At 65.5% G+C, this 22989-nt stretch carries 22 protein-coding genes; 14 read left to right on the top strand and 8 right to left on the bottom strand.

Features of this window, described 5'->3' with window-relative positions:
• Positions 1 to 127 precede the first annotated feature (127 nt).
• Genes GRI55_RS01845 through GRI55_RS01835 form a run of 3 tightly spaced genes read left to right on the top strand, consistent with a single transcriptional unit; the run spans position 128 to position 4265 of the window.
• Positions 128 to 2191 carry an HAD-IIB family hydrolase gene (locus GRI55_RS01845; protein WP_160766012.1) on the top strand — a complete coding sequence of 688 codons (2064 nt, stop codon included), beginning with the start codon at positions 128 to 130 and terminating at the stop codon, positions 2189 to 2191.
• The gene (locus GRI55_RS01840; protein WP_063511020.1) at positions 2188 to 3327 is read left to right on the top strand and encodes a glycosyltransferase family protein; all 1140 of its coding nucleotides are present in this window, start codon (positions 2188 to 2190) and stop codon (positions 3325 to 3327) included. Before GRI55_RS01845 ends, GRI55_RS01840 begins: the two co-directional genes overlap by 4 nt.
• Complete coding sequence (locus tag GRI55_RS01835) at positions 3324 to 4265, top strand: glycosyltransferase family 2 protein (RefSeq protein WP_160766011.1); 942 nt, start codon at positions 3324 to 3326, stop codon at positions 4263 to 4265. The genes GRI55_RS01840 and GRI55_RS01835 overlap by 4 nt, the downstream gene beginning before the upstream one ends.
• On the opposite strand, the gene GRI55_RS01830 is transcribed toward GRI55_RS01835, so the two are convergent.
• Positions 4172 to 5293 carry a glycosyltransferase family 4 protein gene (locus tag GRI55_RS01830; RefSeq protein WP_160766010.1) on the bottom strand — a complete coding sequence of 374 codons (1122 nt, stop codon included), beginning with the start codon at positions 5291 to 5293 and terminating at the stop codon, positions 4172 to 4174. The genes GRI55_RS01835 and GRI55_RS01830 overlap by 94 nt on opposite strands.
• Before the next feature lie 131 nt (positions 5294 to 5424).
• On the opposite strand from GRI55_RS01830, the gene GRI55_RS01825 reads away from it, so the two are divergent.
• The 3 genes from GRI55_RS01825 to GRI55_RS01815 are packed head-to-tail and all read left to right on the top strand — an operon-like array spanning position 5425 to position 7817.
• Entirely contained in the window at positions 5425 to 6186 is a 762-nt protein-coding gene (locus GRI55_RS01825) for a Crp/Fnr family transcriptional regulator (RefSeq protein WP_160766009.1), read from the top strand.
• Positions 6183 to 7013 carry a sulfotransferase family protein gene (locus GRI55_RS01820; RefSeq protein WP_160766008.1) on the top strand — a complete coding sequence of 277 codons (831 nt, stop codon included), beginning with the start codon at positions 6183 to 6185 and terminating at the stop codon, positions 7011 to 7013. The genes GRI55_RS01825 and GRI55_RS01820 overlap by 4 nt, the downstream gene beginning before the upstream one ends.
• 33 nt (positions 7014 to 7046) lie before the next feature.
• Complete coding sequence (locus tag GRI55_RS01815; protein ID WP_050600958.1) at positions 7047 to 7817, top strand: Crp/Fnr family transcriptional regulator; 771 nt, start codon at positions 7047 to 7049, stop codon at positions 7815 to 7817.
• Here the strand turns inward: GRI55_RS01815 and GRI55_RS01810 are convergent.
• Genes GRI55_RS01810 through GRI55_RS01795 form a run of 4 tightly spaced genes read right to left on the bottom strand, consistent with a single transcriptional unit; the run spans position 7814 to position 9816 of the window.
• Positions 7814 to 8350 carry a DUF421 domain-containing protein gene (locus GRI55_RS01810; protein WP_234000997.1) on the bottom strand — a complete coding sequence of 179 codons (537 nt, stop codon included), beginning with the start codon at positions 8348 to 8350 and terminating at the stop codon, positions 7814 to 7816. The two genes, GRI55_RS01815 and GRI55_RS01810, sit on opposite strands and share 4 nt — an antisense overlap.
• Positions 8351 to 8360: 10 nt before the next feature.
• Positions 8361 to 8939 (bottom strand): DUF1989 domain-containing protein, encoded by a 579-nt coding sequence (locus GRI55_RS01805; RefSeq protein ID WP_160766007.1) that lies wholly within the window; start codon positions 8937 to 8939, stop codon positions 8361 to 8363.
• The gene (gene gntA / locus GRI55_RS01800; RefSeq protein WP_160766006.1) at positions 8936 to 9637 is read right to left on the bottom strand and encodes a guanitoxin biosynthesis heme-dependent pre-guanitoxin N-hydroxylase GntA; all 702 of its coding nucleotides are present in this window, start codon (positions 9635 to 9637) and stop codon (positions 8936 to 8938) included. Before gntA ends, GRI55_RS01805 begins: the two co-directional genes overlap by 4 nt.
• Positions 9634 to 9816 carry a hypothetical protein gene (locus tag GRI55_RS01795; RefSeq protein WP_050601024.1) on the bottom strand — a complete coding sequence of 61 codons (183 nt, stop codon included), beginning with the start codon at positions 9814 to 9816 and terminating at the stop codon, positions 9634 to 9636. The genes gntA and GRI55_RS01795 overlap by 4 nt, the downstream gene beginning before the upstream one ends.
• A gap of 267 nt (positions 9817 to 10083) precedes the next feature.
• On the opposite strand from GRI55_RS01795, the gene GRI55_RS01790 reads away from it, so the two are divergent.
• From GRI55_RS01790 to GRI55_RS01775, 4 genes are all read left to right on the top strand, one after another.
• Positions 10084 to 11238: an FAD-dependent oxidoreductase gene (locus tag GRI55_RS01790; RefSeq protein ID WP_237452373.1), complete on the top strand. Its 1155-nt coding sequence runs from the start codon at positions 10084 to 10086 to the stop codon at positions 11236 to 11238.
• A 45-nt stretch (positions 11239 to 11283) separates the two neighbouring features.
• Entirely contained in the window at positions 11284 to 13422 is a 2139-nt protein-coding gene (locus GRI55_RS01785) for an FAD-dependent oxidoreductase (protein WP_160766005.1), read from the top strand.
• A 122-nt stretch (positions 13423 to 13544) separates the two neighbouring features.
• The gene (locus GRI55_RS01780) at positions 13545 to 14819 is read left to right on the top strand and encodes a NupC/NupG family nucleoside CNT transporter (RefSeq protein ID WP_160766004.1); all 1275 of its coding nucleotides are present in this window, start codon (positions 13545 to 13547) and stop codon (positions 14817 to 14819) included.
• Between the two features lie 17 nt (positions 14820 to 14836).
• Positions 14837 to 15442 carry a CDP-alcohol phosphatidyltransferase family protein gene (locus GRI55_RS01775; RefSeq protein ID WP_160766003.1) on the top strand — a complete coding sequence of 202 codons (606 nt, stop codon included), beginning with the start codon at positions 14837 to 14839 and terminating at the stop codon, positions 15440 to 15442.
• On the opposite strand, the gene GRI55_RS01770 is transcribed toward GRI55_RS01775, so the two are convergent.
• From GRI55_RS01770 to GRI55_RS01760, 3 genes are all read right to left on the bottom strand, one after another.
• A complete protein-coding gene (locus GRI55_RS01770; protein WP_160766002.1) occupies positions 15432 to 16229 on the bottom strand; it encodes a DUF1499 domain-containing protein in 798 nt (265 codons plus the stop codon). The two genes, GRI55_RS01775 and GRI55_RS01770, sit on opposite strands and share 11 nt — an antisense overlap.
• A gap of 113 nt (positions 16230 to 16342) precedes the next feature.
• Positions 16343 to 17320 carry a GTP 3',8-cyclase MoaA gene (gene moaA / locus GRI55_RS01765; RefSeq protein WP_160766001.1) on the bottom strand — a complete coding sequence of 326 codons (978 nt, stop codon included), beginning with the start codon at positions 17318 to 17320 and terminating at the stop codon, positions 16343 to 16345.
• A gap of 64 nt (positions 17321 to 17384) precedes the next feature.
• On the bottom strand, positions 17385 to 19403 hold the full coding sequence (locus GRI55_RS01760; protein ID WP_237452372.1) for a glycoside hydrolase family 3 C-terminal domain-containing protein: 2019 nt from the start codon (positions 19401 to 19403) through the stop codon (positions 17385 to 17387).
• A 127-nt stretch (positions 19404 to 19530) separates the two neighbouring features.
• On the opposite strand from GRI55_RS01760, the gene GRI55_RS01755 reads away from it, so the two are divergent.
• The 4 genes from GRI55_RS01755 to GRI55_RS01740 are packed head-to-tail and all read left to right on the top strand — an operon-like array spanning position 19531 to position 22986.
• A complete protein-coding gene (locus GRI55_RS01755) occupies positions 19531 to 20502 on the top strand; it encodes an ArsR/SmtB family transcription factor (protein ID WP_160765999.1) in 972 nt (323 codons plus the stop codon).
• Positions 20499 to 21425, top strand: coding sequence for a methylenetetrahydrofolate reductase [NAD(P)H] (gene metF, locus GRI55_RS01750; RefSeq protein WP_160765998.1), 927 nt, complete (start codon positions 20499 to 20501; stop codon positions 21423 to 21425). Before GRI55_RS01755 ends, metF begins: the two co-directional genes overlap by 4 nt.
• Positions 21422 to 22462 carry a homocysteine S-methyltransferase family protein gene (locus GRI55_RS01745; RefSeq protein WP_160765997.1) on the top strand — a complete coding sequence of 347 codons (1041 nt, stop codon included), beginning with the start codon at positions 21422 to 21424 and terminating at the stop codon, positions 22460 to 22462. Before metF ends, GRI55_RS01745 begins: the two co-directional genes overlap by 4 nt.
• Positions 22459 to 22986 (top strand): GNAT family N-acetyltransferase, encoded by a 528-nt coding sequence (locus GRI55_RS01740; protein ID WP_160765996.1) that lies wholly within the window; start codon positions 22459 to 22461, stop codon positions 22984 to 22986. The genes GRI55_RS01745 and GRI55_RS01740 overlap by 4 nt, the downstream gene beginning before the upstream one ends.
• The last annotated feature ends 3 nt before the right edge of the window (positions 22987 to 22989 follow it).

Below are 22989 nucleotides of genomic sequence, written 5' to 3'. Positions count from 1 at the left end.
CCACGCGCCGTTCGCGGCATCGGCAAACACCCGGCCGCCGCTGCGTATCCAGCATAAACATTGGTTGGTTGGGGGACCCGGACTGCACCGCGACCGTTAGGCACGCAGGGTCATTAAGGAACGTGTTGTGCATATTGTATCGGTCGCGCTTGGTGGCTGCCTGAAGGGTGAACCCGTCCGTTATGGGGTCACAGAGGATACTGGTGGACATATCACCTACATCCTCGGCGAGATGGAAGCGCTAGCGCGCCGCGACGATGTCGAAATGGCCGAAATCGTCACGCGGCGGTTCGACGATCCTCGTCTGGGGACAGCGCATGCGCAGCCGGAAGAATGGCTGGGTGCCAAGCTCGTCATCCGGCGAATCGACAGCGGCGACCGCCGGTACCTCGCCAAGGAAGCGCTCAGCGCGGACCGCGACGCTTTTGCCGAAGCGCTGATTGCCGAACTTGCGCAGCGCGAGCGGCTTCCCGACCTCATCCATGCGCATTTCGCTGACGCTGCCGATGTCGCGCGGCGAGTGGAAGATGCCTTGGGCATACCGTTCGTCTACACGGCGCATTCGCTCGGCATGGACAAGCGCCGCGCTCTTGCCAGCCCAAGCGCTGCGATCAATGCGAGGATCGAGGAGGAAGACCGTGCAATCGCGCATGCGCGTGCGGTCATCGGTTCGTCGCGCGATGAATGCGAACGGCAGCTGACCGCCTATCCCTCTACCCGCATCGGCAAGATCCATCGGCTGGTTCCCGGCGTCTCGCGACGCGGCGGCTATGACGATTTCCCGGCGCGCGAACTCGTCTCGCCGTTCCTGCGCGATCCGTCCAAGCCGATCGTGCTGGCGATCGCGCGCCCGGTGCACAAGAAGAACCTCGTCCGGCTGATCGATTCCTTCGGTACCAATGCGGTGCTGCGTGAGCGCTGCAACCTGGTGGTCCTCGCGGGCCTACGCGACGACCTGTCATCGGGCGAGGTCGAGCAGCAGCAGGTGCTGCAGGGTCTTGTCGACGCGGTCGACCGGCACGATCTGTACGGACGGGTCGCCTACCCCAAAGCCCATACGCGCGAACAGGTCGGCGCGCTTTACGAACTCGCCGCGCGGACGGGCGGGGTCTTCGTCAATCCGGCGCTGATGGAGCCCTATGGGCTTACGCTGGTGGAAGCTGCGGCGCATGGCCTTCCGGTCGTGGCGACCAAGATCGGCGGCCCACAGGATATCATCGGCGAACTCGAGCATGGACTGCTGGTCGACCCGCAGGACGAGACGGCGATCGGAGGAGCGATCGAGCGACTGGTCACCGACACCGCACTGTGGAAGCGCTGCGCTCGCAACGCGCGGACCAACAGTCTCGGCGTAAACTGGGATGCCTATGCCGCGGGTTTTCTCGCGATTGCGCGCGATATCGTCGCAGCGACGCCCGCCCGCTGCATCGCGCCGGCCAGCCTGCTGGTCAGCGATCTCGACAACACTCTGACCGGTTGCGATCACGGGGTGACCCGGATCGGGCAGTTTTTCCGGCGGCAACGGGACTTCGGTTTCGTGATTGCCACCGGGCGTTCGATCGTGGAAGCGCGGCGGCTGGTGCGCGATTGGAAACTGCCGCTGCCGCTGGCATGGATCACCGCGGTCGGCACCGAGATCTATGTCGAACGCGATGGCGAACTGGCGCTCGACCAGGGTTTCGCCGAGCGGATCCGGCACCAATGGCATCCCGGCGCGATCGAACGCGCGCTGGCCGAGCTGCCGGGCCTCGTGCCCCAGCCCGATTATGACCAGCGGGTATACAAGCGCAGCTATTATGCCGAGTGTCCGGGCCTCGCCAAACGGGTCGAGGAACGGCTGCGGCAATGCGACATCCCGGCGCGGGTGGTGTTCAGCCATGACCGTCTGCTCGACATCATGCCTCGGCAGGCGGGCAAGGCGGCAGCCATGCGCCATGTCGCGGCGATGCTGGGCATTCCGCTCGACCGTGTCTTCGCTGCCGGCGACAGCGGCAATGATGCCGATATGCTGACCGCGTGCCGCAACGCCATCCTCGTCGGCAATCATGCCGAGGAAGTCGCGGCGCTCGCATCGCGGCCCAATGTCTACCTTGCGCGGCGAAGCCACGCGTCGGGGACGCTGGAAGGGATACTCGCGCATCACCGGGCGCAGCGCGTCCGTGGACGCCAGGCGGGGAGGGTGCCGGCATGAGCGAGCACGGCCCGATCGGATATTTCGTTCACCATCAGGGGCGGGGCCACGCCGAACGCGCGGCCGCGATTGCCAACGCGTTGATCGAAACGCGCGGCGTGACTTTGTTCTGCGCCCGGGACGACATCTTCGCCGCGCTCGACGAGCGTATAGTGGTGCAAACCATTCCATCGCTGTTCGAACCCACCGGGCAGGAGGCACCGGCCATGGCCGCACTGCCGGCTCCCGATACCGTCCACTGCGCGCCGCTCGGCTGGCCATCGATAACGCAGGCCTTCGCCGCAATCGCGCAATGGTTCGCGGAAGCTCAGCCGGCGCTGTTCATTACTGACGTGTCTGCCGAACTCGGCCAGCTCGCGCGATTGTGCTCGGTCCCGCATGTCGCGGTTCTGCAGCATGGCGAGCGCAGCGATCCCGGGCACATGGCGGCTTATGACAGTGCCGTCGGCCTGTTGGCACCTTATTCGGAGCGGCTCGAGCAGCATGATCGTCCGGCGGCCATGCGCCGCAAGACGCATTATGCTTCGGGAGTGGGGATCGATTGTTCCGGTTTTCCCGATCGGGCGGAGGCGCGCGCGAAACTGGGCATCGATCTGCAGGAGGATCTCGTGCTCGTGCTTGCCGGCGGCGGCGGGGAGGGCACACCTTCTGCACCGCTGACGCTCGGCGCGCGCGCCGAGCCGGGGAGCCGCTGGATCAGCATCGGCCAGGTGCGCAGCGAATGGCATGAGACGCCGCCCGGCAATCTCGATCATCGCGGCTGGGTCGACAATCCGCGCGACTGGATCGCAGCTGCCGACCGCGTCGTGTCGTCCTGCGGGAACACCACGGTGCAAATGGTCCTGGCTGCCGGCAAACCATGGGTCGTCATTCCCGAGTGGCGGTATTTCGACGAACAGTTCTGCAAGGCGGAAGTGCTCGACCGCGAAGGGCTGGCGGCGGTTTCGCGCCACTGGCCCTCGCATCCCGCTGCATGGGAGCGCCTCTGGGCCGCGGCGCGCATGATCGATGTCGAAAACCAGCGCTCGATCATCGCTACCAACCCTTCCGAGGAAGCGGCCGAATGGCTCGACGGGCTCGTTCGCGAGCTGTGGCAGGGCACTGAAAACCGCCCCGCGCTGGAGATAGTGGCATGAAGATTTCCGTTTGTACGCTCGCGCATGGGCGCGAAGACCATTTGTGCAACCTCGTTCGCGGTCTCAACCGGTCCCATCGCCCGCCTTGCGAACTGGTGGTCGCGGTAATGCAGGACCAGCGATACGAACTGCCCGAAACGGGGTTTCCCGTTCGGCAGGTGATGCTGGGCAGCGGCGACATCTGCCTGGCAGAGGCGCGGAACACTGCTGCCGAGCATGCAAGCGGCGAACTGCTGGTGTTCCTCGATGTCGACTGCATCCCCGCGCCTTCGCTGATCGAGGATTACGCGGCAGCTGCCGAGGCGAACGACGGCGTGCTGATGGGAGAAGTCGGCTATCTGCCAAGAGGCGCAACCGCGTCAGGCATCGATTACGAAGCGTTCGAACGGCTTGCCGTCAAACACGCCGACCGGGCCGGGCCGCCGCGCGACATGGTCGGGCGCTGCGGCGATTACCGTTGCTTCTGGTCGCTCAATTTCGCGCTTTCGGCCCGGACCTTCCAAGAGGTGGGCGGGTTCGACCCGCGCTATGTCGGCTATGGCGGCGAAGATACCGATTTCGGTCGGACGGTCGCCGCCCAAGGCTTGCCGCTGTGGTGGGTGCGCGGCGCGAAGGCCTATCACCAGTATCACAAGCACCACATGCCCCCGGTCCATCACCTCGACAGCGTCCTCGCCAATGCGCAGGTCTTCGCCGACAAATGGGGTGAGCCGACGATGCAGCACTGGCTGCGCGCGTTCCGCCTGATGGGACTGATCGAGCCGGATCCGGCGGGCGGCTGGACCAAGCTGCAGGATCCCGATGAAAGCCACCTAGCGCTGACCCGCCAGCAGGAACATCAACCCTATGCTAGCAGCTCGCTGGTCCTCGAGCAGCTTGAATCCCAGGCTAGGCGCGGAAGCGACGCCAGCCGGGCTCCGGCGATGGCGCCTGCATAGCAGCGCTCGTAGCCCGCGATCATCGCCGCAATCGACAGCTTCTCGACCGCGCGTGCACGGCAGGCCGCGCGGTCGATCCTGCGTACCTTGCGGATAGCGTGCGCCAGCGCGCCGATATCGCCGCCGGGCACCAGAACGCCGCAGTCGCCGACCACTTCGGATAGCGCACCGCGATCGAAACCGGCGATCGGCGTGCCGCAGGCCAGCGCCTCGGCCGCGACCAGTCCGAAGGGCTCGTCCCACAGCGGGGTTACCAGCGCTGCTTGCGCCCCGGCCACTTCGGCGCGCAGGCGATCGCCCGAACGGTGCCCGTGAAATTCGATTCCCTCGCTAAGGAAGGGCTCGACCTTTTCGGTGAAATAGCCGGCATCTTCGACCGGTCCGAAGATCCTCAGCCTGACGCGCGCCTTGCGCGCGGCCTGGATCGCTTCGGCCAGCCCCTTGTTCGGCACGATGCGGCCCACCCAGGTCAGATAATCCTGCGACTCGCCAAGGGGCACCCAGCGATCCGTGTCGATCCCGTTCGGGACGACGTCGAGCCCCGCGCAGCCGCGATCGGCCCACAGCGCCTGCTGGTCCTGCGAGGTTACGGTGAACCCGATATTCGGCCGTTCGCGCGTGGCGGCGACCGCGTCGAACATCGCCCCGAACGGGGGGACATGCTGCGACGTCACGCAGGGGATCCCCGCCCGCGCGCACCATTCGATGATTTCCGGAAACAGCGAATTGTTGTGCACCACGTCATAGGCGCCCGCGCCGACGGCGAGCAGGACGCGCTCGAAGGCGTCGCGTTGATAGGCGGCCAGTTCGCTGGTCCCGCGGAACACGCGCCATGGGAGTACTTCGTCATAAGGGGCGGCACAGATCGGCACGAGGCTTTCGTCCTGCGAACCATCGGCGGCAAAAAGGTCGACCTGGTGGCCCGCGGCCCGCAGCCCCCGGCACAGCATGTCGCAATGCGCTTCCATTCCACCTCCGAAGGGTTCGGCGATGGCATGGCGAATATGGGCGAGAACGGCGATTTTCATGAGTGGGGGACCCTGGAGATATATCCTCGAGAAACGCGCGGGTGCGGGCCTGTTCCCGAAAGCTAACATTAATGCAAAGCATGGCCGGAACGCCTGGTTGCGAATTGCATTTGTTTTCGCAGGAGGACGTGATGGCGTTCAGCGCAGAGTTCGATCGCTATCCCCTGACGGGGCGGTTTCTCGCCGGACGGCTACGGCATGACCTGACCGATGCCGAGAAGACCGAACTGGAGCAGCTGGTCGTGCGGACCAGCACGCTGGAGGATGGCGAACGGCTGATCGCGCGCGGCGATGCCTGCGAGTGGTCGACCATCCTGATCGACGGTTTCGTCCTGCGGACGCTCGACAGTGGCGAGCGGCGCTATGCGGTCAGTTTCCACGTGCCGGGCGATTTCGTCGATCTGCATTGTTTCGCGCTGAAGCGGCTCGATCACAATATCGATTGCGTCGGCCGGGCCACGATCGGCCAGGTTCCGCATTCGGCGATCACGCGGGTGATGGCCGAACGGCCGCATCTCGCACGCCTGTTCTGGTTCTCCACCCTCCTGGATGCGGCGATGCACCGCGAATGGATCATGAAGCTTGAACAACTGACCGCGCCCAAGCGCATTGCGCATGTCTTCGCCGAAATCTGGCGAAGGCTCGACATGGTCGGCCTGGGTTACCCCGACGGCTTCGAAACGCCGCTGCGGCAGACCGACATCGCGGAAATGTGCGGCGCCACTGCCATTCACACCAATCGCGCGCTGGCGGACCTGCGGCGCAACGGCCTCGCCGATTTCCAGCGCGGCAAGGTCCGCATCGCGGATCGTAGGAAGCTCGAAGCCTACGCCGATTTCGATCCTGCCTACCTCTATTCCGATGGCGCGCTGGCGTTGAGAAAAACGGCATGAGCCCGCCGCGCAGCCGTTTCGTATTCGTTGCCGGGCTGCATCGGACCGGCACCAGCCTGCTCGCCCGCATCATCGCCGCGCATCCCGCCGTCAGCGCGATAGAGAACGCTCCCGTGCCGGAGAACGAGGGCTGCTATCTCCAGGGTGCGATCCCGCACACCGCGCTGGACGGCCGGCCGGCACACTATGCCACCGATCCCCTGCAGCACCACACCGAACAGTCGCCGTGGAACACGCTCGAGACGCAGCGCCGCCTCCTGTCGGACTGGGGCGGATGGTTCGACCCGGACAAGCCCTGGTGGCTCGAAAAGTCGCCGATTAACCTCACCCGCATGCGCCTGTACCAGCAACTCTTCCCGACCGCGCAGTTCATCGTCATTCTGCGCCACCCGCAGTTGATGGCCGCAGCACTCGGCAAATGGGTCACGGACGAACCCGCAGCGCTCCTGCGGTACGGCATCGACGCCTACGACACGGTGGCGCAGGACCTGCCCATACTGCATGCGTCGCTGGTCCTGCGCTACGAGGATCTGGTGTCGCGCCCCGACGCGGTGCGCCGGGCGGTGTTCGCTTTCCTTTCGTTGGAAGACCACGATCCGCAAATCGAACTGCGTGACGGCAATCGCGACTACCGGGTCGGCCAACCGGCGGAGGAAGACGCAGTCCGCCGCATGGCGCGCTGGGGGTATGCACCGGGCGGGGAGGTGCACGATTTCGCGCCGCGCATTGCGCACCCGCTGCGCAGCGTGCGCGATGCGGTATCGGCTGCGCTGGAGCAAGAATTGCAAAGCGAACAGAAAGAACAGAAAGCTAACATCCGTCAATAGACGCGTTCTGATCGGCTTGCTTAACTGTCGGCCATGACTCTGACTGCAAGTTCGGAGGCTCCAGCGTTCCCCCTGACCGGCGATTTTCTTGCCGGGCGACTGCGGCAGAACCTCAGCCTCGATGATCTGAAATATATCGAAGGGCTGGTCGATACGGTCGCCGAATATGGCGATACCGCGCGCCTGCTTGCGCGGGGTACGAAAACCGACCGCAGCACGATCCTGATCGAAGGCTATATCTTCCGCACGATCGAAAGCGCGGGCAAGCGGTTCATAACCGGGATCCACGTCCCCGGGGATTTCGTCGATCTGCACGGGTTCGCACTGAAGCGGCTCGATCACAATATCGATGCCGCGGGCCGGGTAACGGTGGGTTCGGTCAGCCACGACACGCTGCGCAAGGTCATGCGCGACCGCCCCGGCGTCGCACGGGCCATGTGGTTTGCGACGCTGCTCGACGCGGCAATTCACCGCAAGTGGATCCAGATGCTCGAACAGCTCGACGCGCCGCGGCGGATCGCGCATCTCTATGCCGAACTGCACACGCGGCTGGAACTGGTGGGCCGCAATGTCACGCGCGCCCTGCGCACGCCCTTCACGCAGTTTGACATGGCCGACATGTGCGGTGTCAGTGCGATCCATGCCAACCGGGCGGTGGGCAAGCTGCGCGAGCTGGGAATTGCCGAAATCCGCCGCGGCGATCTCTACACTGCCGACTGGGCGGCGTTGAAGCGCTATGCGCAATTTGATCCGGACTACCTCTACGGTGACGGTCCGCTGAAAGTCGAAGAGGACTGGGACTAGCCGTTCAGTTCTTTCGGAGCGTGGACATCGGACAGCGCCTCGGCTTCGGCCCACGCGACGTCCTGCCGCGGGATGACCGACAGCTGGCCATTGGTCTCCAGCACGACCCAGTTGGCATCGGCGTTATGCGTGATCCCGTTCTGCCGCAGCGCGGTCTTGATCTCTTCTTCGGAAATACGTGTGCGCAACATGGCATCGCGCAGATACTCCCCCTTGTGCGTCAGCAAGGTGGGTTCGGCCTTGACGATATTGGCGATGGTCCGGCTGCGCTGGACGAGCTTGGTCGTGATGTACTGGCAGGCTGCGAGGACCACGATCGCGGCGATCGCATCGGCGGTGGCGACATTGCGCAGCAGAACGCCGCTGGCCGCCAGGCTGCCGATCATCACGTTGATGATCCAGTCGAAATTGTTGAGCTCGCTAGTGGTGCGTTTGCCCACCATCCGGACCATGACAATGATCAGCGCGTAGAACAGGAAAGCATTGCCCGCGATTTCGACGATCCGCGGCCATCCGGACCAGATATTCAGCACCTCGGCCAACTCAATTCACCTCGTAATCGATCGGCTTGAAGGTTCCACCGTTCGAATCGTAGGCGGAACAGGCGGTCAGCCCGATCACCAGATCCATTTCGGCGCGCAGCACGATCCGGTCGCCCGGCCGGCTTTCCGGCGGCTTCACCGCGATCAGCCCGCTGTCGCCATCAACGGGCACGTTCATGAAGATGTTGAACGCCGTGGGAATGGCATCGGGTTCGATGCCGAAAGGCTTCAGCGCTTCGGCCAGATTGCCGAAACACCCGCGGTGCACGGGCTTGTCGGCGTAGAAATGGCGGAATGTGTCTTCGGAACACGGGGTCAGCAGGAAGTCGTGCTGCTTCACCGTATCCTCGATGATCGTCAGCATCGGGGTCGACCGGTTGGACCACAGCCGGTTGCCCTTGCCCAGCCGCAAGGTTTCCTCGTAATCGAAGGTGCGGCCGTTCGAGATCACTTCGCGTACGTCCTGCGCATTGTACGCCAGCAGGTCCGAAACCTGACGGCCCTCGGGATCGCAGACGGTCAGTTCGGCGCCCCTGGGCAGCTCGAAAGCCACGCCGCTGCGCGGTTCTATACGGTTCATTTTTCCTCCAGTCGGGGATCGCGGAAGGGGCATTCCCAGCCCTCGTCGACCGCGCGGCCACTGTACTGCCGCGCTTCGCTGCTTTCGCCATGGCGCGCGAGCATGGGGTTGATGTCGCCGGCAAGGTCGCGGTCGCGCTCGAGAATGGCATCGCGCATGCGTTCGTAGCGCCCATCCTCGCGCAACGTTTCGAACTGGTCGTGCAGGTTGAAGACCATCGTGGGATAGGCAAAACGGCGGGCCGGCCGAGAAGCCGACGGGTTGAGCCCGACCACGAAATAGGCTTCGCCGCCGAAGCTCAACGAGAAATGCGGGTCGGTCGGATCCGCGCTGACGCTGGTATCGTAGGACTGGCCCAGCCAGTTGTCCTTCTCGGCAAAGGATTGCAGGCGTTGCCATAGCAGCCGTTCGAAGGTCGGCTCGTCGATCTCGTCTGGCTGCTGGAAAATCACCGCCAAGCTGCGCAGCCCTTCAGGGTCGTTGCGATAGCGATCGGCCCATTCAAGCAGGCGGTCGTGAATCCGCAAATCGTCCCATCCGCTGCGCATGTCGTGGGCGATGACCACGTCGAGCATATTGCGGGCCTGTGCTGACTTGGCGCCCACGCAGGGGAAATCCGCATGCGCGACATGCGCCCGGAATTGCTCGGTGATGTCTGCCGACTTCGCTTCGTCGACGGCGAGGAGACCCGGTTTCATTGCGTCGCCCCCCTCTCGGCGCTGCAGACGAGAGCGCTGTCGGGTACGCGGCCCATCGACCAGTTCGCCTGCATGCGGACCTTCGGGTTTGGCGCACACCATATCTCGCCCGACTGGTCGAGCGCGGTGACCCAGAGCAGATTGTGTTCCGCGCCATAGTCGATGACTGCGAAAGCCATGCCGGTGCCCTTGTCGGTCACCAGAACCGGGAGCGGAGGATTGAGTTGCGTGAACACAGAGAAACCTCGCGATAGGGCCGAAACGGATTGCAATGCGGACCGTCATGGTCGGCTGTGCAATGAACGACGCACGCAGTCGAAGCTGCAGGCGCCGGTCGGGGAGAGAACGCGGAGCCGATACGATGGTTTCCCGACTGACATCGGTTAGCTTGGCGCATGCGGCGCGGCTCGGTTGCGGGGCTTGCGGACGGCTTGCGCGGCCCCTGATTGACATCGCTTCCGCTGCGCGACATCGCCTGCATCATGCCGAAAACCTCGCCCACCATAGTGCTCGTCGGGGGCGGGCACGCGCACCTCGGGGTGCTGGCGGACTGGATACGGCGCGGGTCGCCGGAAGCGCGGACGATCATGCTCTCTCTCCAGCGCCAGACGCGGTATTCGGGGATGATCCCCGGCACCCTCGCGGGTGAATATGGCCGGGAAGAAGGATTGATCGATGTCGCGGCGTTGGCAGGGCGCGCCGGGGCTGAATTCGTCGAGGACCGATGCATCGCGATAGATCCCGCCGGGCGCACTCTCGCCACCGCGTCGGGGCAGCGCATCGCATTCGATTACTGCTCGATCGACACCGGCGGCGTGGGGCAGGCGACCGGCACCATCGGCGAAGACCCGCGGATTGTCGATGTGCGACCGATCGGCACGTTCCTGGCGCGAATTGACGAACGGATCGCCGGTGCGGCACAGCGCCCGCGCCATCTGGCGGTCGTCGGTGGCGGCGCGGGAGGGGTCGAGCTCGCTTTCGCGCTGAGACGGCGCTTCGGCAGCGCGCCGCGGATTACGCTGGTGACCGGCGCAGATGGCGCCTTGCCCGGTTTCGGCAACCGTGCCCGTGCGTTGCTGGAACGCGAGCTTGCACGACATGCTATCGGCGCACTGGCGGACAATGCGCGGGTCGAAGCGGGCACGTTCTACGCCGGCGGCCAGTCCCTCGAACCGCTCGACATCGTGATTACTTCGCTTGGCGCTGCTGCGCCCGAATGGCCTGCGCAAGGCGGGCTGGCGGTCGATCCAGACGGCTTTATTGCGGTCGATCGCCACCAGCGATCCTTGTCGCACCCGCATGTGCTCGCGGCAGGCGATGTGGCCGCGCGGCAGGACATGCCGGTCGCGCGTTCGGGGGTCCATGCCGTGCACAGCGGGAAGGCTCTGGCGGCCAATCTGCGCCATCTGGCGACGGGGCGGGGGCGATTGCGCTCCTATCGTCCGCGGCCCGCGAGTCTTTACCTGTTGTCGACCGGCCCCCGCACGGCCATCGCTATCTATGGTCCGATCGCCTTGCGCGGGCGATGGCCGGGTACACTCAAGCGCTGGATCGACCGGCGCTGGGTCGAAAGCTTCGCAAAGCTGGCGCAGTCGGTGTAACCGGCTGCGGACAGGAGGCGATCCGGCGCACGACAGAGGGACAACATGAAAAAGCTTCTCATCATACTGGCGCTGGCGGCCCTGATCGCAGCCTATGTGTTCTTCGGGGTCGGAGACTATCTGACCGTCGACGGGATCAAGCGCGTCGCGGGCGAGGTCGATGGCTATTACCAGCGTCATCCCGTCCAGGTCGTCGGGCTGTTCTTCCTGACCTATGTCGCGGTGACTGCGGCCTCGCTGCCCGGTGCCGCGGTGATGACGGTTGCGGCGGGCGCGCTGTTCGGCGTGCTGCTCGGAACCGTCGTGGTGTCCTTCGCCTCGACGCTGGGTGCCACGCTGGCGTTTCTTGCCTCGCGCTACGTCCTGCGCGACGCGATCGAAACGCGCTTCGGCGAACGGCTGCGCACGGTCAATGCCGGGCTCGAACGCGACGGGGCGTTCTACCTTTTCACCATCCGCATGATCCCGCTGTTCCCTTTCTTCGTGGTCAATCTGGTGATGGGACTGACGCGGATCAGGCTGTGGACCTACGCCTGGGTCAGCCAGGTGGGCATGCTGCTGGGGACGATCGTCTATGTGAATGCGGGAACGCAGCTGGCGCAGATCGACAGCCTGGCGGGGATCGCGTCGCCGGCCGTGCTGGTGTCCTTCGCACTGCTCGGAATCGCACCGTGGATCGCCAAGGCGATCATCGGCTGGATCAAGCGGCGCAAGGTCTATTCCGGGTTCACCCGGCCCAAATCCTTCGACCGCAACCTGGTGGTGATCGGGGCGGGATCGGCCGGGCTGGTGTCCGCACTGATCGCGGCGACGGTGAAGGCCAAGGTCACGCTGGTCGAAGCGAACAAGATGGGGGGCGATTGCCTCAACACCGGCTGCGTGCCGTCCAAGGCGCTGATCAAGAGCGCCAAGGTTGCCGAGCAGATGCGCCATGCCGATAGATATGGTTTGAAACCGGTCGAACCCGAAGTGCCGTTTAGCGAGACGATCGAACGCGTGATGGGCGCGATCCGGACAATCGAGCCGCATGACAGCGTCGAACGCTACACCGGGCTTGGTGTCGATGTGGTCGAAGGCTACGGCCGGGTGGTCGATCCATGGACCGTCGAAATCGCGCGCAAGGATGGCGGCGTGCAGCGGCTGACCACGCGCGCGATCGTGATCGCCGCGGGTGCCGGTCCGCTGATCCCGTCGATCCCGGGGCTGGAAGCCAGCGGCTATCTGACCAGCGACACGATGTGGGACGCGCTTGCGACAATGGACCGTGCCCCGGCGCGCGTCGCGGTGCTGGGCGGCGGGCCGATCGGGTGCGAACTGTCGCAGGCGCTTGCCCGGCTCGGTTCGCAGGTGACGCAGGTCGAAATGGCCGATCGTGTTCTCGGGCGCGAGGATCCCGACGTGTCGCTCGAGGCGCAGGCGGCGCTCGAAAGCTCGGGAGTGAACGTGCTGACCGCTCACCGCGCGCTGCGGGTCGAGACTGGCAAGCTGATCGCCGAGCATGGTGGCGCGGAAGTCGAGATCGCCTTCGATACGCTGATCGTCGCCGTGGGCCGTGCGGCGCGCCTCTCGGGCTACGGACTGGAGGATATCGGGATCGACACGGCCAAGACCGTGGTGACCGATGAATTCCTCGCGACCAAATTTCCGAACATTTACGCCGCGGGGGATGTCGCCGGCCCGTTCCAATTCACGCATACGGCCAGTCACCAGGCCTGGTTTGCCAGCGTGAATGCCCTGTTCGGCCAGTTCAAGCGGTTCAAGGCGGATTACCGCGTGATCCCCGCCGTGACGTTCCTCGATCCCGAAATTGCCCGGGTGGGCTTGAACGAAGCCGAGGCGGAAGCGCAGGGCGTGGCCTACGAGGTCACGCGCTACGAGCTTGGCGGGCTGGACCGCGCTATCGCCGAGAGCGAGACGCAGGGCTTCGTCAAGGTGCTGACCCCGCCGGGCAAGGACACCATTCTCGGCGCGACGATCGTCGGTGCGCATGCCGGCGAACTGCTTGCCGAATACGTCCTAGCGATGAAGCACAAGCTCGGGCTCAACAAGATCCTCGGCACGATCCACTCCTATCCGACGCTGGCGGAAGCGAACAAATTCGCCGCGGGCGAATGGAAGAAGAAGCACAAGCCCGAAACGCTGCTATCGCTGGTGGAAAGGTATCACACCTGGCGTCGTGGCTAGCGCCGGGGCGGGTTCCCGCTGCCAGCTGCGGCGCTCTTGCGCTGCCGACCTTTCGCGAACATGACGGGCGGATGCTGGGCTCGCTGCCGGGCCGCACGGGCTGAGGCCCAACGGGGAAGCGCATGGAGTTTTTCGACCAGTTTCGCGGGCTGCTGGGCATTGCGCTGATGGTTCTGCTCGCCTGGGCCATTTCGGAAGACCGCAGCGCAAGGCCGACATGGCGCTGGATCGCGGGCGCGCTGGCACTGCAGGCAGGCCTCGCACTGCTGATCGTCCGCGTGCCGTTCGTCTGGGATGCCGTGACGCTGGCCAACGAGGCGGTCGCCGCGATCGAACGCGCAACGCTCGACGGGTCGTCCTACATGTTCGGCTATCTCGGGGGTGCGCCGCTGCCCTTCGAATTGGCGCAGGGCGCGGAGGCGCCGGTGATCATCGCCTTCCAGATTCTCCCGCTGGTCATCGTCTTTTCGGCGCTGGCCGCGCTGCTGTGGCACTGGGGGGTGCTGCGCTGGCTGGTCGATGGCCTGTCCTTCCTGCTGCGGCGCACGCTCAGGGTCAGCGGCGTGGTCGGTCTGTCGGGCGGGGCGAACATGTTTCTCGGCGTGGTGGAAAGCCCGCTGGTGGTGCGCGCCTATTTTGCGCGGATGAGCCGGGCTGACCTGTTCCAGGTGATGGTGCTGGCCATGGCGACGATCAGCGGTGCGATCCTGATCCTCTACGCCACCACCCTGTCGCGCACCGTGCCCGATGCGGTGGGGCACATGATTTCCGCTTCGCTGATATCGCTTCCCGCAGCCCTGCTGATCGCCAAGCTGATGGTGCCCGGCGAAGCGAGCGCGGAAGGCGAGGAGCCCGATGCCCGCAGCCAGGGCCTCAAGTTCGAATCGAGCATCGATGCGATCATCAAGGGGACGATGGACGGCATGCAGCTGTTCCTTGCCGTGATCGCAGTGATCATCGTGGTGTTTGCGCTGGTGTCGCTTGCCGACCAACTGCTGGCGCTGCTGCCCATGGTCGATGGCGAGCCGCTGAGCCTGAAGCGGGCCTTCGGCTGGCTGTTTTCGCCGCTGATGTGGCTGATCGGCGTACCCTGGGCCGAAGCGCAGGCTGCCGGAAGCCTGATGGGCACCAAGGCGATCCTCAACGAATATGTCGCCTATCTCGAGCTTGCCGCACTGCCGCCCAGCACATTCGCGCCGCGAAGCCTGCTGATCGTCACCTATGCGCTGTGCGGGGTCGCGAACCTGGCCAGCATCGGGCTGCTGGTGTCGACCATCGGCACGCTGTGTCCCGAGCGGCGCGCCGAAGTCGCGGGACTGGGTGTGCGCAGCTGGATCGCCGGCAATATGGCGACGGCGATGACTGGCGCATGGATCGGGCTGATCACCTGGGTTTGAGCGGATAGGATACGGCCATGTTCGATGCGAAACTGCGCCCGCTGATCGACCCGCCGCTCAACCGGTTGGGCAGCGCGCTGGCGCGGCGGGGAGTGACTGCCAACGCGATCACCTTTCTCGGCCTTGCACTGGGGCTGGCCGGCGCGGCGGCGATTTCCGTCGGCTACTTCGGCGCCGGATTGGGTCTCATCCTCGCCAACCGCCTGCTCGACGGGCTCGACGGCGCGGTCGCACGGGCGAACGGCCCGACCGTGCTGGGCGGTTATTTCGATATCGTCGCCGATTTCGCCTTCTACGTGTCGGTGCCGCTCGGCTTCGGGCTGGTCGATCCGGCCAACACGCAGGCTGCACTGGTGCTGGTCGCCAGCTTCGTCCTGACCGGCGTCAGCTTCCTCGCCTACGCCGTGATCGCCGCGGAACGCGGCGCGCGGACCGACGCGCATGGCAGGAAGAGCTTTTTTTATTCGACCGGGCTGGCCGAAGGCGGCGAAACGATCGCCGTCTTCATCGCCTTCGCGCTGTTTCCGGCGTGGTTCGTCCAGCTGGCCTACGCATATGCCGCGCTATGCGTGCTGACCGTGTTCCAGCGTAGCGCGCTGGCGATCGTCCAATTCAGCGATTGAGCCGTTCGGCAATGGCATCGCGCAAGGCGGCAATGCGCGCCGCATTCGCACCCAGATCGCTCACGCCCACGCGAGAAACCGAGCGAAAATCGATCGCACCATCGGCAATCCGCACGACCATATCGTCCTTGAAGCCGAACCAGAATGTTTCCGCGACCCCTTCGATCCGGCCGGTTTCGGCATCGGCGGTCACCTGGTCGAACCCCATTTCCTCCATCGCGGATACCACCAGTTCCGCGGCTGCGGCTGGGCTGGTCGAACCCAGGGGCAGCGGCGCGAGATCGGGATAGGCGGCGGCAATAACCTGCGCATGCGACCGATCGGCCAGCGGCGGCTCGGATTCCGACCACATTTCGAGCTCGCCCAGCGGCGTGGTGTAGTCATTCAGTGGATTGGCACCCGCAGCGGCACGTTGATCGAGCACGGTTTGCGAGAAGACAGGCGGGTTGGCGGTATCGGTCGCAATGTCGTGGATCGGCGGGATGTCGGCCGCCTGGCTGCGAATGGCGCCCAGAACGGCAAAGATGCCGACCGGGACCAGCAGCGCGATCAGCGACAGCAGCCAGCCCTTGCGGGGCTTGCGCAGCAGGACGACGATCAGCGAGATCAGGCCGATAAGCGCCACGATGCCCAGCAGGATCGGCCCGGCCTTGATCGTCAGGGTAAGCAGGCCGGTCCGCCAATCCCACAGGCCGAACTTGGTCCCCAGCGCGGCGATGGCGAAATACACTGGTAGCGCGAGTGCAAGGGCGAAGGCGAGGCGGCTGTGCCAGGGCGTTTTGATCATGCCGCATCGTAGCGCCAAGTCGCGGCGCTGCAATCATGCTAATCGCTGGATAGGCAACAGCACCGCGGCAATGGCGTCATGGAAGGCGCGGGCCGCCGTAGGGCGGGGTCGCGTCAGCCGCCGGTCACGCTCATGTGGCGCGCCAGGGCAGGTTCGCTTTGCGCGGCATCGAAGGCATGGCGCAGCGGCTTGCCCGCGAGCAGGCGTTCGAGCGCCTCGTCGAGCGCGGCTTCGCCACCTGCGCGCACGATATCGCGCAGTTCGACCTTCTGGTCATGGCCCAGGCAGCCATAGACCGTCCCGGTCGCGGAAATACGGATGCGATTGCACCCGGCGCAGAAATTGTTGCTGAGCGGAGTGATGAGCCCGATCCGCGTGCCCGTCTCTGCGACGTCGAAGTAGCGTGCGGGCCCGCCGGTGCGGTGGAGTGAGGGGACGAGCGTGAAATGGCGCTCGAGTTCCTCGCGCACAGCGTCGAGCGGCAGGTGCGCGGCGGGACGATCGACCGAGACCTCGCCCAGCGGCATGGCTTCGATGAGCGCGAGGTCGAGCCCGCGCGCGCCGCACCATGCAAGCAAGTCGCGCATCTCGTCGTCATTCGTACCGCGCATCGCCACGGCGTTGATGCGCACTGCCAGGCCGGCATCGCGCGCTGCGTCGATGCCGCTAACCACCCGCTCGAACTCGTCGCGGCGGGTGAGCTCGGCAAACCGGTCGCGCCTGAGCGTGTCGAGACTGATGTTTATACGCCGCACCCCGACATCGAACAGGTCCTGCGCCATTTCGGGCAGGCGCGTCCCATTGGTGGTGAGCGTGAGTTCGTCGAGCCCGTGCGTGCGCAACCGTGCCAGCCGCTCGACAAGTTCGAGCACACCCTTGCGCACCAGCGGTTCGCCGCCGGTCAGGCGGATCCGGCGAACGCCGCGGACCACCAGATGACGCGCCAGCGTTTCGATTTCCTCGAATGTCAGAAGGTCGCGGCGCGGGAGGAATTCCATCTCCTCGGCCATGCAATAGGTGCAGCGAAGGTTGCAGCGGTCGGTGACCGAGAGGCGGATATAGTCAATCTGACGGCCGTGGGCGTCGCGCATGCGGGCCCCCTACACGAGGCGGGGCGAGGCCCAAACCGAAATCGGGCGTCGTGCCGGCAGGCGGTCAGCCCGCGTTGCGCAAGCGGCCGAACAGCGCGGGCAGGGGTTCGGAAGAAAGCGCCCGCTCCATGGTCCGGGCAAGCGTGGTCGATACGGTGATCTTCGAAACATGCGCGCGATCGTCGCTGAGGCCGACCGCGATCTCGTAAGTGCCTGCTTCGATCACGAAACTCCCGTCGGATCTGAAGTGGCCCAGCTGGTTGCCGCCGACTTCGAACAGCAGGCTGCGCGTTTCGCCTGCCATGAGCGAGACGCGCTGGAAGTCGGCCAATCTGCGCGCCTGCGCACCGTTCTGTCCCGGGCTGCGCACATAGAGCTGCACCGTCTCGGTGCCTTCGCGCTTGCCGACATTGTACAGCGTGGCGCTGACGATAATCCGGTCGTGGCTCAGTTCGACCGCGGTTTCGCCGAGGCCGAAGTCCGAATAGCCCAGCCCGTGTCCCGAGGTGAAACCCGCTTGCCCCTTCTCCGTCAACGGCAGCGGCAGGCGGCCCCGCGGCGCGAATTCGCCGGTCAGCACTTCGGCCAGAGCATGGCCCGACATGGTGCCGAGTTGGCCGGCATGCAGCACGCAAGGCAGCTTGGTCCCGCGCGCGTCGGGGTCGAGCGGCTGCGAGCCGAGGCTGATCAGGACGATGTTCGGATTGACCGCATGGAGCGAATCAAGGAGCGTTTGTTCCGCTTCTCCCACACGCTCGCAGTCGCCGAGCGTGACGATCACCGTGCCCACCCGCCGCGCGGCATTGCAGGCCATGCCGATTGCCATGTGATCGGCGTCGAGCAGTCCGGCGGGTCTGGCATCGGCGCGGACCGCCAGGCCGGGGACGAAACTGTGCGCGAGGCCCAGTGCGTCGAACCCGTCGAGCAGGTTGGCGGCGTCACCATGCGCTCCGCCAGTCGGAAGCGCCCGGTCGGTTGCGGCATGCCCGACAACGAGGATTTCGCCCGATGCGATATCGAGCGGCAGCAGCGCGGGATCGTTGCGCAGCAGGACGATCGCGTGGCGGGCAGTGTCCAGCGCGACGGTTCGCGCGTGATCCGCCGACCAGTCGGTGGCGGGGGCGATATCGCGCAGATCGGCGCGGAACAGACCCAGATCGTATTTCGCGCCGAGTACCTTGCGCACCGCGTCGTCGAGCTGGCGCATGCCGACCCGCCCGTCGCCCACCACTTTCACGATGCTGTCCACTGCCAGCATTTGGTAAGGCGTTTCACCGGCCTCCTGTCCCGCAGACCGGCCGATCGCGACCCATTCGGCCAGGTCGATCCCGTCGAAGCTGGCGGGGCCGCCGATCGACGGGGCGCCATCCGCAGTCTCGCCGCGGTCATGCACTGTCTGCGCGAGTAGACCCAGCGCGATGCTCGCCGGGGGCGATTCGCGCAGCACGCCGGCCACCAGCCGGAGCTTGTTGGTCAGTATGTCGGGATCGCGCCGCTCGATCCAGCCAGGCGCGTCGGTGCGCAGGCAAGCCAGCACGCCGTCGCCATCCTGCCCCTCGAATTGCAGGCCGCGCACGGTGGCCGCGGCCAAGGCGCGCGCCAGATGTACTGAAGTGCCCCAGCTTTCAGCCAGTTCCTCCGTTTCGGTATCGCTCGTCAGGACGACCTGGGGCCCCATGAGCCAGTTCATCCCGTGCGCTCGCGCTTCCCCCGCCACGATCTGGGCAGCGCTTTCCACGATGTGCGGCGACCATGTCGCGGCCAGTGCAAGCGGGGCGGGCATGGTGACCGAGGTGCCCCGGCCGGGAACATTGGCCATCAGTAGCGGAATGCCGAGCCGCGTTTCCTCGACGGCCAGGCGTTGCAAGGCAGCCAGCTGGTCTGCGGGGCCCGAACCGAGAAGTCCGCCTACACGGCCCTGCAACATTTCTGCGCGCAGCGCGGCATCTTCGCTATCGCCGCCGGCTTCCGGAATGGGCAACAGGACAAGCTGCCCGGCCTTCTCCGCCACCGACATGATGGCGAGCAGGTCTTCGACGAAACGCTCGCGTTCGGCGGCGTGATCGGGCGGATGGCGGACCATTTGGGCGGCAGCGTGGTCCTTAGAGGTAAACATCCGGTGTGGATGCGCCGATTGGTCCGGCGCTGTTGCCGAACTGCACCGCAAGGCGGATTTACAGATATAAAAATATCTTTATATCCCCTTCACAATGCGAACCGAACATCTCTTCCGCGCCCTTGCCGATCCGACCCGGCTCAGGATCATGCGCCTGCTCGGCTCGATGGAGCTGGCGGTGGGTGAAGTCGCGCAGGTGCTGGGGCAGAGCCAACCGCGCGTGTCGCGGCACATCGGCATCCTGTGCGACGCGGGTCTGGCCGAACGACGGCGCGAAGGCAGCTGGGTATTCCTGCGCGCTTGCGCCGATTCGAGCGAGGCGCCGCCGCTTTGCGCGGCTATCGGCGATCTGCTGGTCGATGCGGAGGCTGCCGACGCCGCGTTCGCGGAACAGTGCGATCAGGACCGGCGCAAGCTGGCCTCTATCCGCCAGCACCGGGAAAGCGAGGCACAGGCCTATTTCTCGGCGCATGCGGACGATTGGGACGAATTGCGCCGGCTGCATTCCTCAGACGAGGCCGTGGAGGCCGAACTGGCGCGTGCGCTGGGGCCCGAACCGCTCGGGCGCCTGCTCGATATCGGCACGGGCACGGGGCGCATGGCCGAACTGTTTGCCGAGCGGGCAGAGCGGATCGTTGCACTCGACAAGAGCCTGGCGATGCTGCGGGTCGCACGCGCCAAGCTGCAGCACCTCCCGACCGAGCGAGTGGAACTGGTGCAGGGCGACTTCGGGGCGCTGCCGTTTGCCGCGGCGAGCTTCGACAGCGTGCTGTTTCACCAGGTGCTGCATTTCGCGCAGATGCCCGGTGCCGCGCTGGCGGAGGCCGCCCGCGTGCTGCGTCCGGGCGGGCGGATCGCAATCGTCGATTTCGCGGCGCATCAGCGCGAGGAACTGCGCAATCGCCATGCGCATGCCCGGCTGGGCTTCGACGATGCACAGATGATGGGCCTGCTCAGCGATGCGGGGTTCGACCCGGCCGCGCCGACGGCACTCGAAGATGGAGAACTGGTGGTGAAGATCTGGATCGCGCCGCGGCGCGTCGATGACCGGAAGGCGGCGTCATGAGCCCGACGATGGATCAGATGCGCGAAGCGCAGCGCGCACTCGAAGCGCCGCTGTTTTCAGGGCTGCCGGGCGACATCGACGTCAGCTTCGAATTCTTCCCGCCGAAGAATGCGGCCATGAACGAGACGCTGTGGCAAAGCGTCGAGACGCTGGCCCCGCTCGGGCCGCGTTTTGCCAGCGTCACATATGGCGCGGGCGGGTCGACCCGCGAGCGGACGCACCAGCAGGTCGTCCGCATCCAGAACGAAGCGCGCATTCCTGCTGCCGCGCACCTGACCTGCGTCGAGGCGACCCGCGAAGAGGTCGACGAGGTGGCGCGCCATTACTGGGATGAGGGCATCCGCCATATCGTGGCCCTGCGCGGCGACGCGCCCGACGGGCAATCGCAATATGCGCCGCATCCGGGCGGCTATGCCAACGCAGTCGAGCTGATCGCGGGACTGAAGAGGGTCGCCGATTTCGAGATATCGGTCGCCGCCTATCCCGAGGTCCATCCCGATTCGCCCGATCGCCAGGCCGATCTGGACAATCTCAAGGCCAAGTTCGACGCCGGGGCGACCCGGGCGATCACGCAGTTCTTCTTCGATCCGCAATGTTTCTTCGACTTTCGCGACCGGGCCGCAGCGGCGGGAATTGACGGCGAGATCGTGCCCGGGATCATGCCCGTGCTCAGCTTCGCGGCGGTGCGCCGGATGTCGGGGCTGTGCGGCACAGCCATCCCGCCGTGGATGGAAGGTCTGTTCGACGGGCTCGACGATCGCCCCGCCGCGCGTCAGCTCGTCAGCGCGACCATCGCGGCCGAACTGTGTCGCCGGCTATATGCGGGCGGGGTACGGCAATTCCATTTCTACACTCTCAACCGCGCCGAACTGAGCTATGCAATCTGCCATATGCTCGGGCTGCGCGCGAAGGCAGGCCGATGACCAAGCGCGAAGAATTCGAAGCCGCCGCAGCCCAGCGGATCCTGATCAAGGACGGTCCCTACGGTACCGCGATCCAGCAGGCCGGGCTAACGCCCGAAGACTATGCCGCGGGCACCGATCTCGCGCAGGAGCAGAAGGGCAATAACGACCTCGTCAATCTGACGCAGCCGCAGGTTATCCGCCGGATCTGTGACAGCTACATCGATGCGGGCGCGCATATCCTCGCCACCAACACCTTCAACGCCAATCGCATCAGTCAGGCCGATTATGGTGCCGAACACCTGGTTCATGAGATCAATGTCGCCGCGGCGCGAATCATCCGTGAAGCGGTCGATGCGCGGAACGACGGCATTGCGCGGTTCGTGGCGGGCGCTGTCGGGCCGACCAACAAGACGCTGTCGCTTTCGCCCGATGTCGAAGACCCCGGGTTTCGCGAAGTGACATTCGACGAAATCGTCGCCGTCTATGTCGAACAATGCCGCGCGCTTGTCGCTGGCGGGGCCGATTTCATCCTGGTCGAGACGGTATTCGACACGCTCAACTGCAAGGCTGCTATCATGGCGGTGAAGCAGCTGGCGCGCGAACTTGACCGCGACATACCGCTGATGATCTCGCTGACGCTGACCGACCTGTCGGGCCGCAATCTGTCGGGCCATACGGTGGAAGCGTTCTGGTACACCGTGCGCCATGCCAAGCCGCTGACGATCGGCCTCAACTGCAGCTTCGGTGCCGAACAGCTGCGTCCGCATGTGCAATTGCTGTCCGATATCGCCGATACCTGGCTGATGGCCTATCCCAATGCCGGCCTGCCCAACGATCTCGGCGAGTATGACGAACAGCCGGAAACGACTGCGTCGCTGACGCAGGTCTGGGCGCAGAATGGCCGGATCAACGCGCTGGGCGGCTGCTGCGGCTCGACGCCCGCGCATATCGCCGCGATGGCCAAGGCGGTCGAAAACTGCGCGCCGCGCGTGCTGCCCAAGCCTGACCCGGACATGCATCTGGCGGGGCTCGAACCGTTCACGATCGCGGCATGAGCGGCGGGGGCCTCCATGGGGCGGTAATCCGCGAGGCGGGGGCAGCGGACGTGCGCGCGCTCGCGCTGGTGTCGGATGCCACTTTCCTCGAGACCTTCGCCGGGATGATCAGCGGCGAGGCGCTCGTCGCGCATTGTGCGGCCAAGCATGCACCCGATCATCTCGCCGGTCTGCTGGCTAAAGGTGCCCGTGCCTGGCTGGCCGAAATCGACCGGGCGCCGATCGGCTACGCGCTGCTCACCCGGCCCGAACTCGATGCCGCGCAGGACGGCGATATCGAGCTCAAGAAGATCTACCTGCTGTCACGCTTCCACGGCAGCGGTATCGCCGCCGCGCTGTTCGATGCCGTATTGTGCCGGGCGCAGAGCCATCGCCGGCTGCTGCTGGGCGTGAAAGACGACAACCACCGCGCCATCGCCTTCTATACCAAACAGGGTTTCCGGCAGATCGCCACCCGCCGCTTCGATGTCGGCGGAACCCTTTATGACGATGTCGTGCTGGCGCGCGACCTCGACCGGAATTGAATT

Origin of the sequence: Qipengyuania citrea (assembly GCF_009828015.1) — a bacterium.
Taxonomy (GTDB): Bacteria; Pseudomonadota; Alphaproteobacteria; order Sphingomonadales; family Sphingomonadaceae; genus Qipengyuania; species Qipengyuania citrea.
Note: the sequence above shows the minus strand (reverse complement) of the source record. Positions and strands in the feature narration are given on the sequence as shown.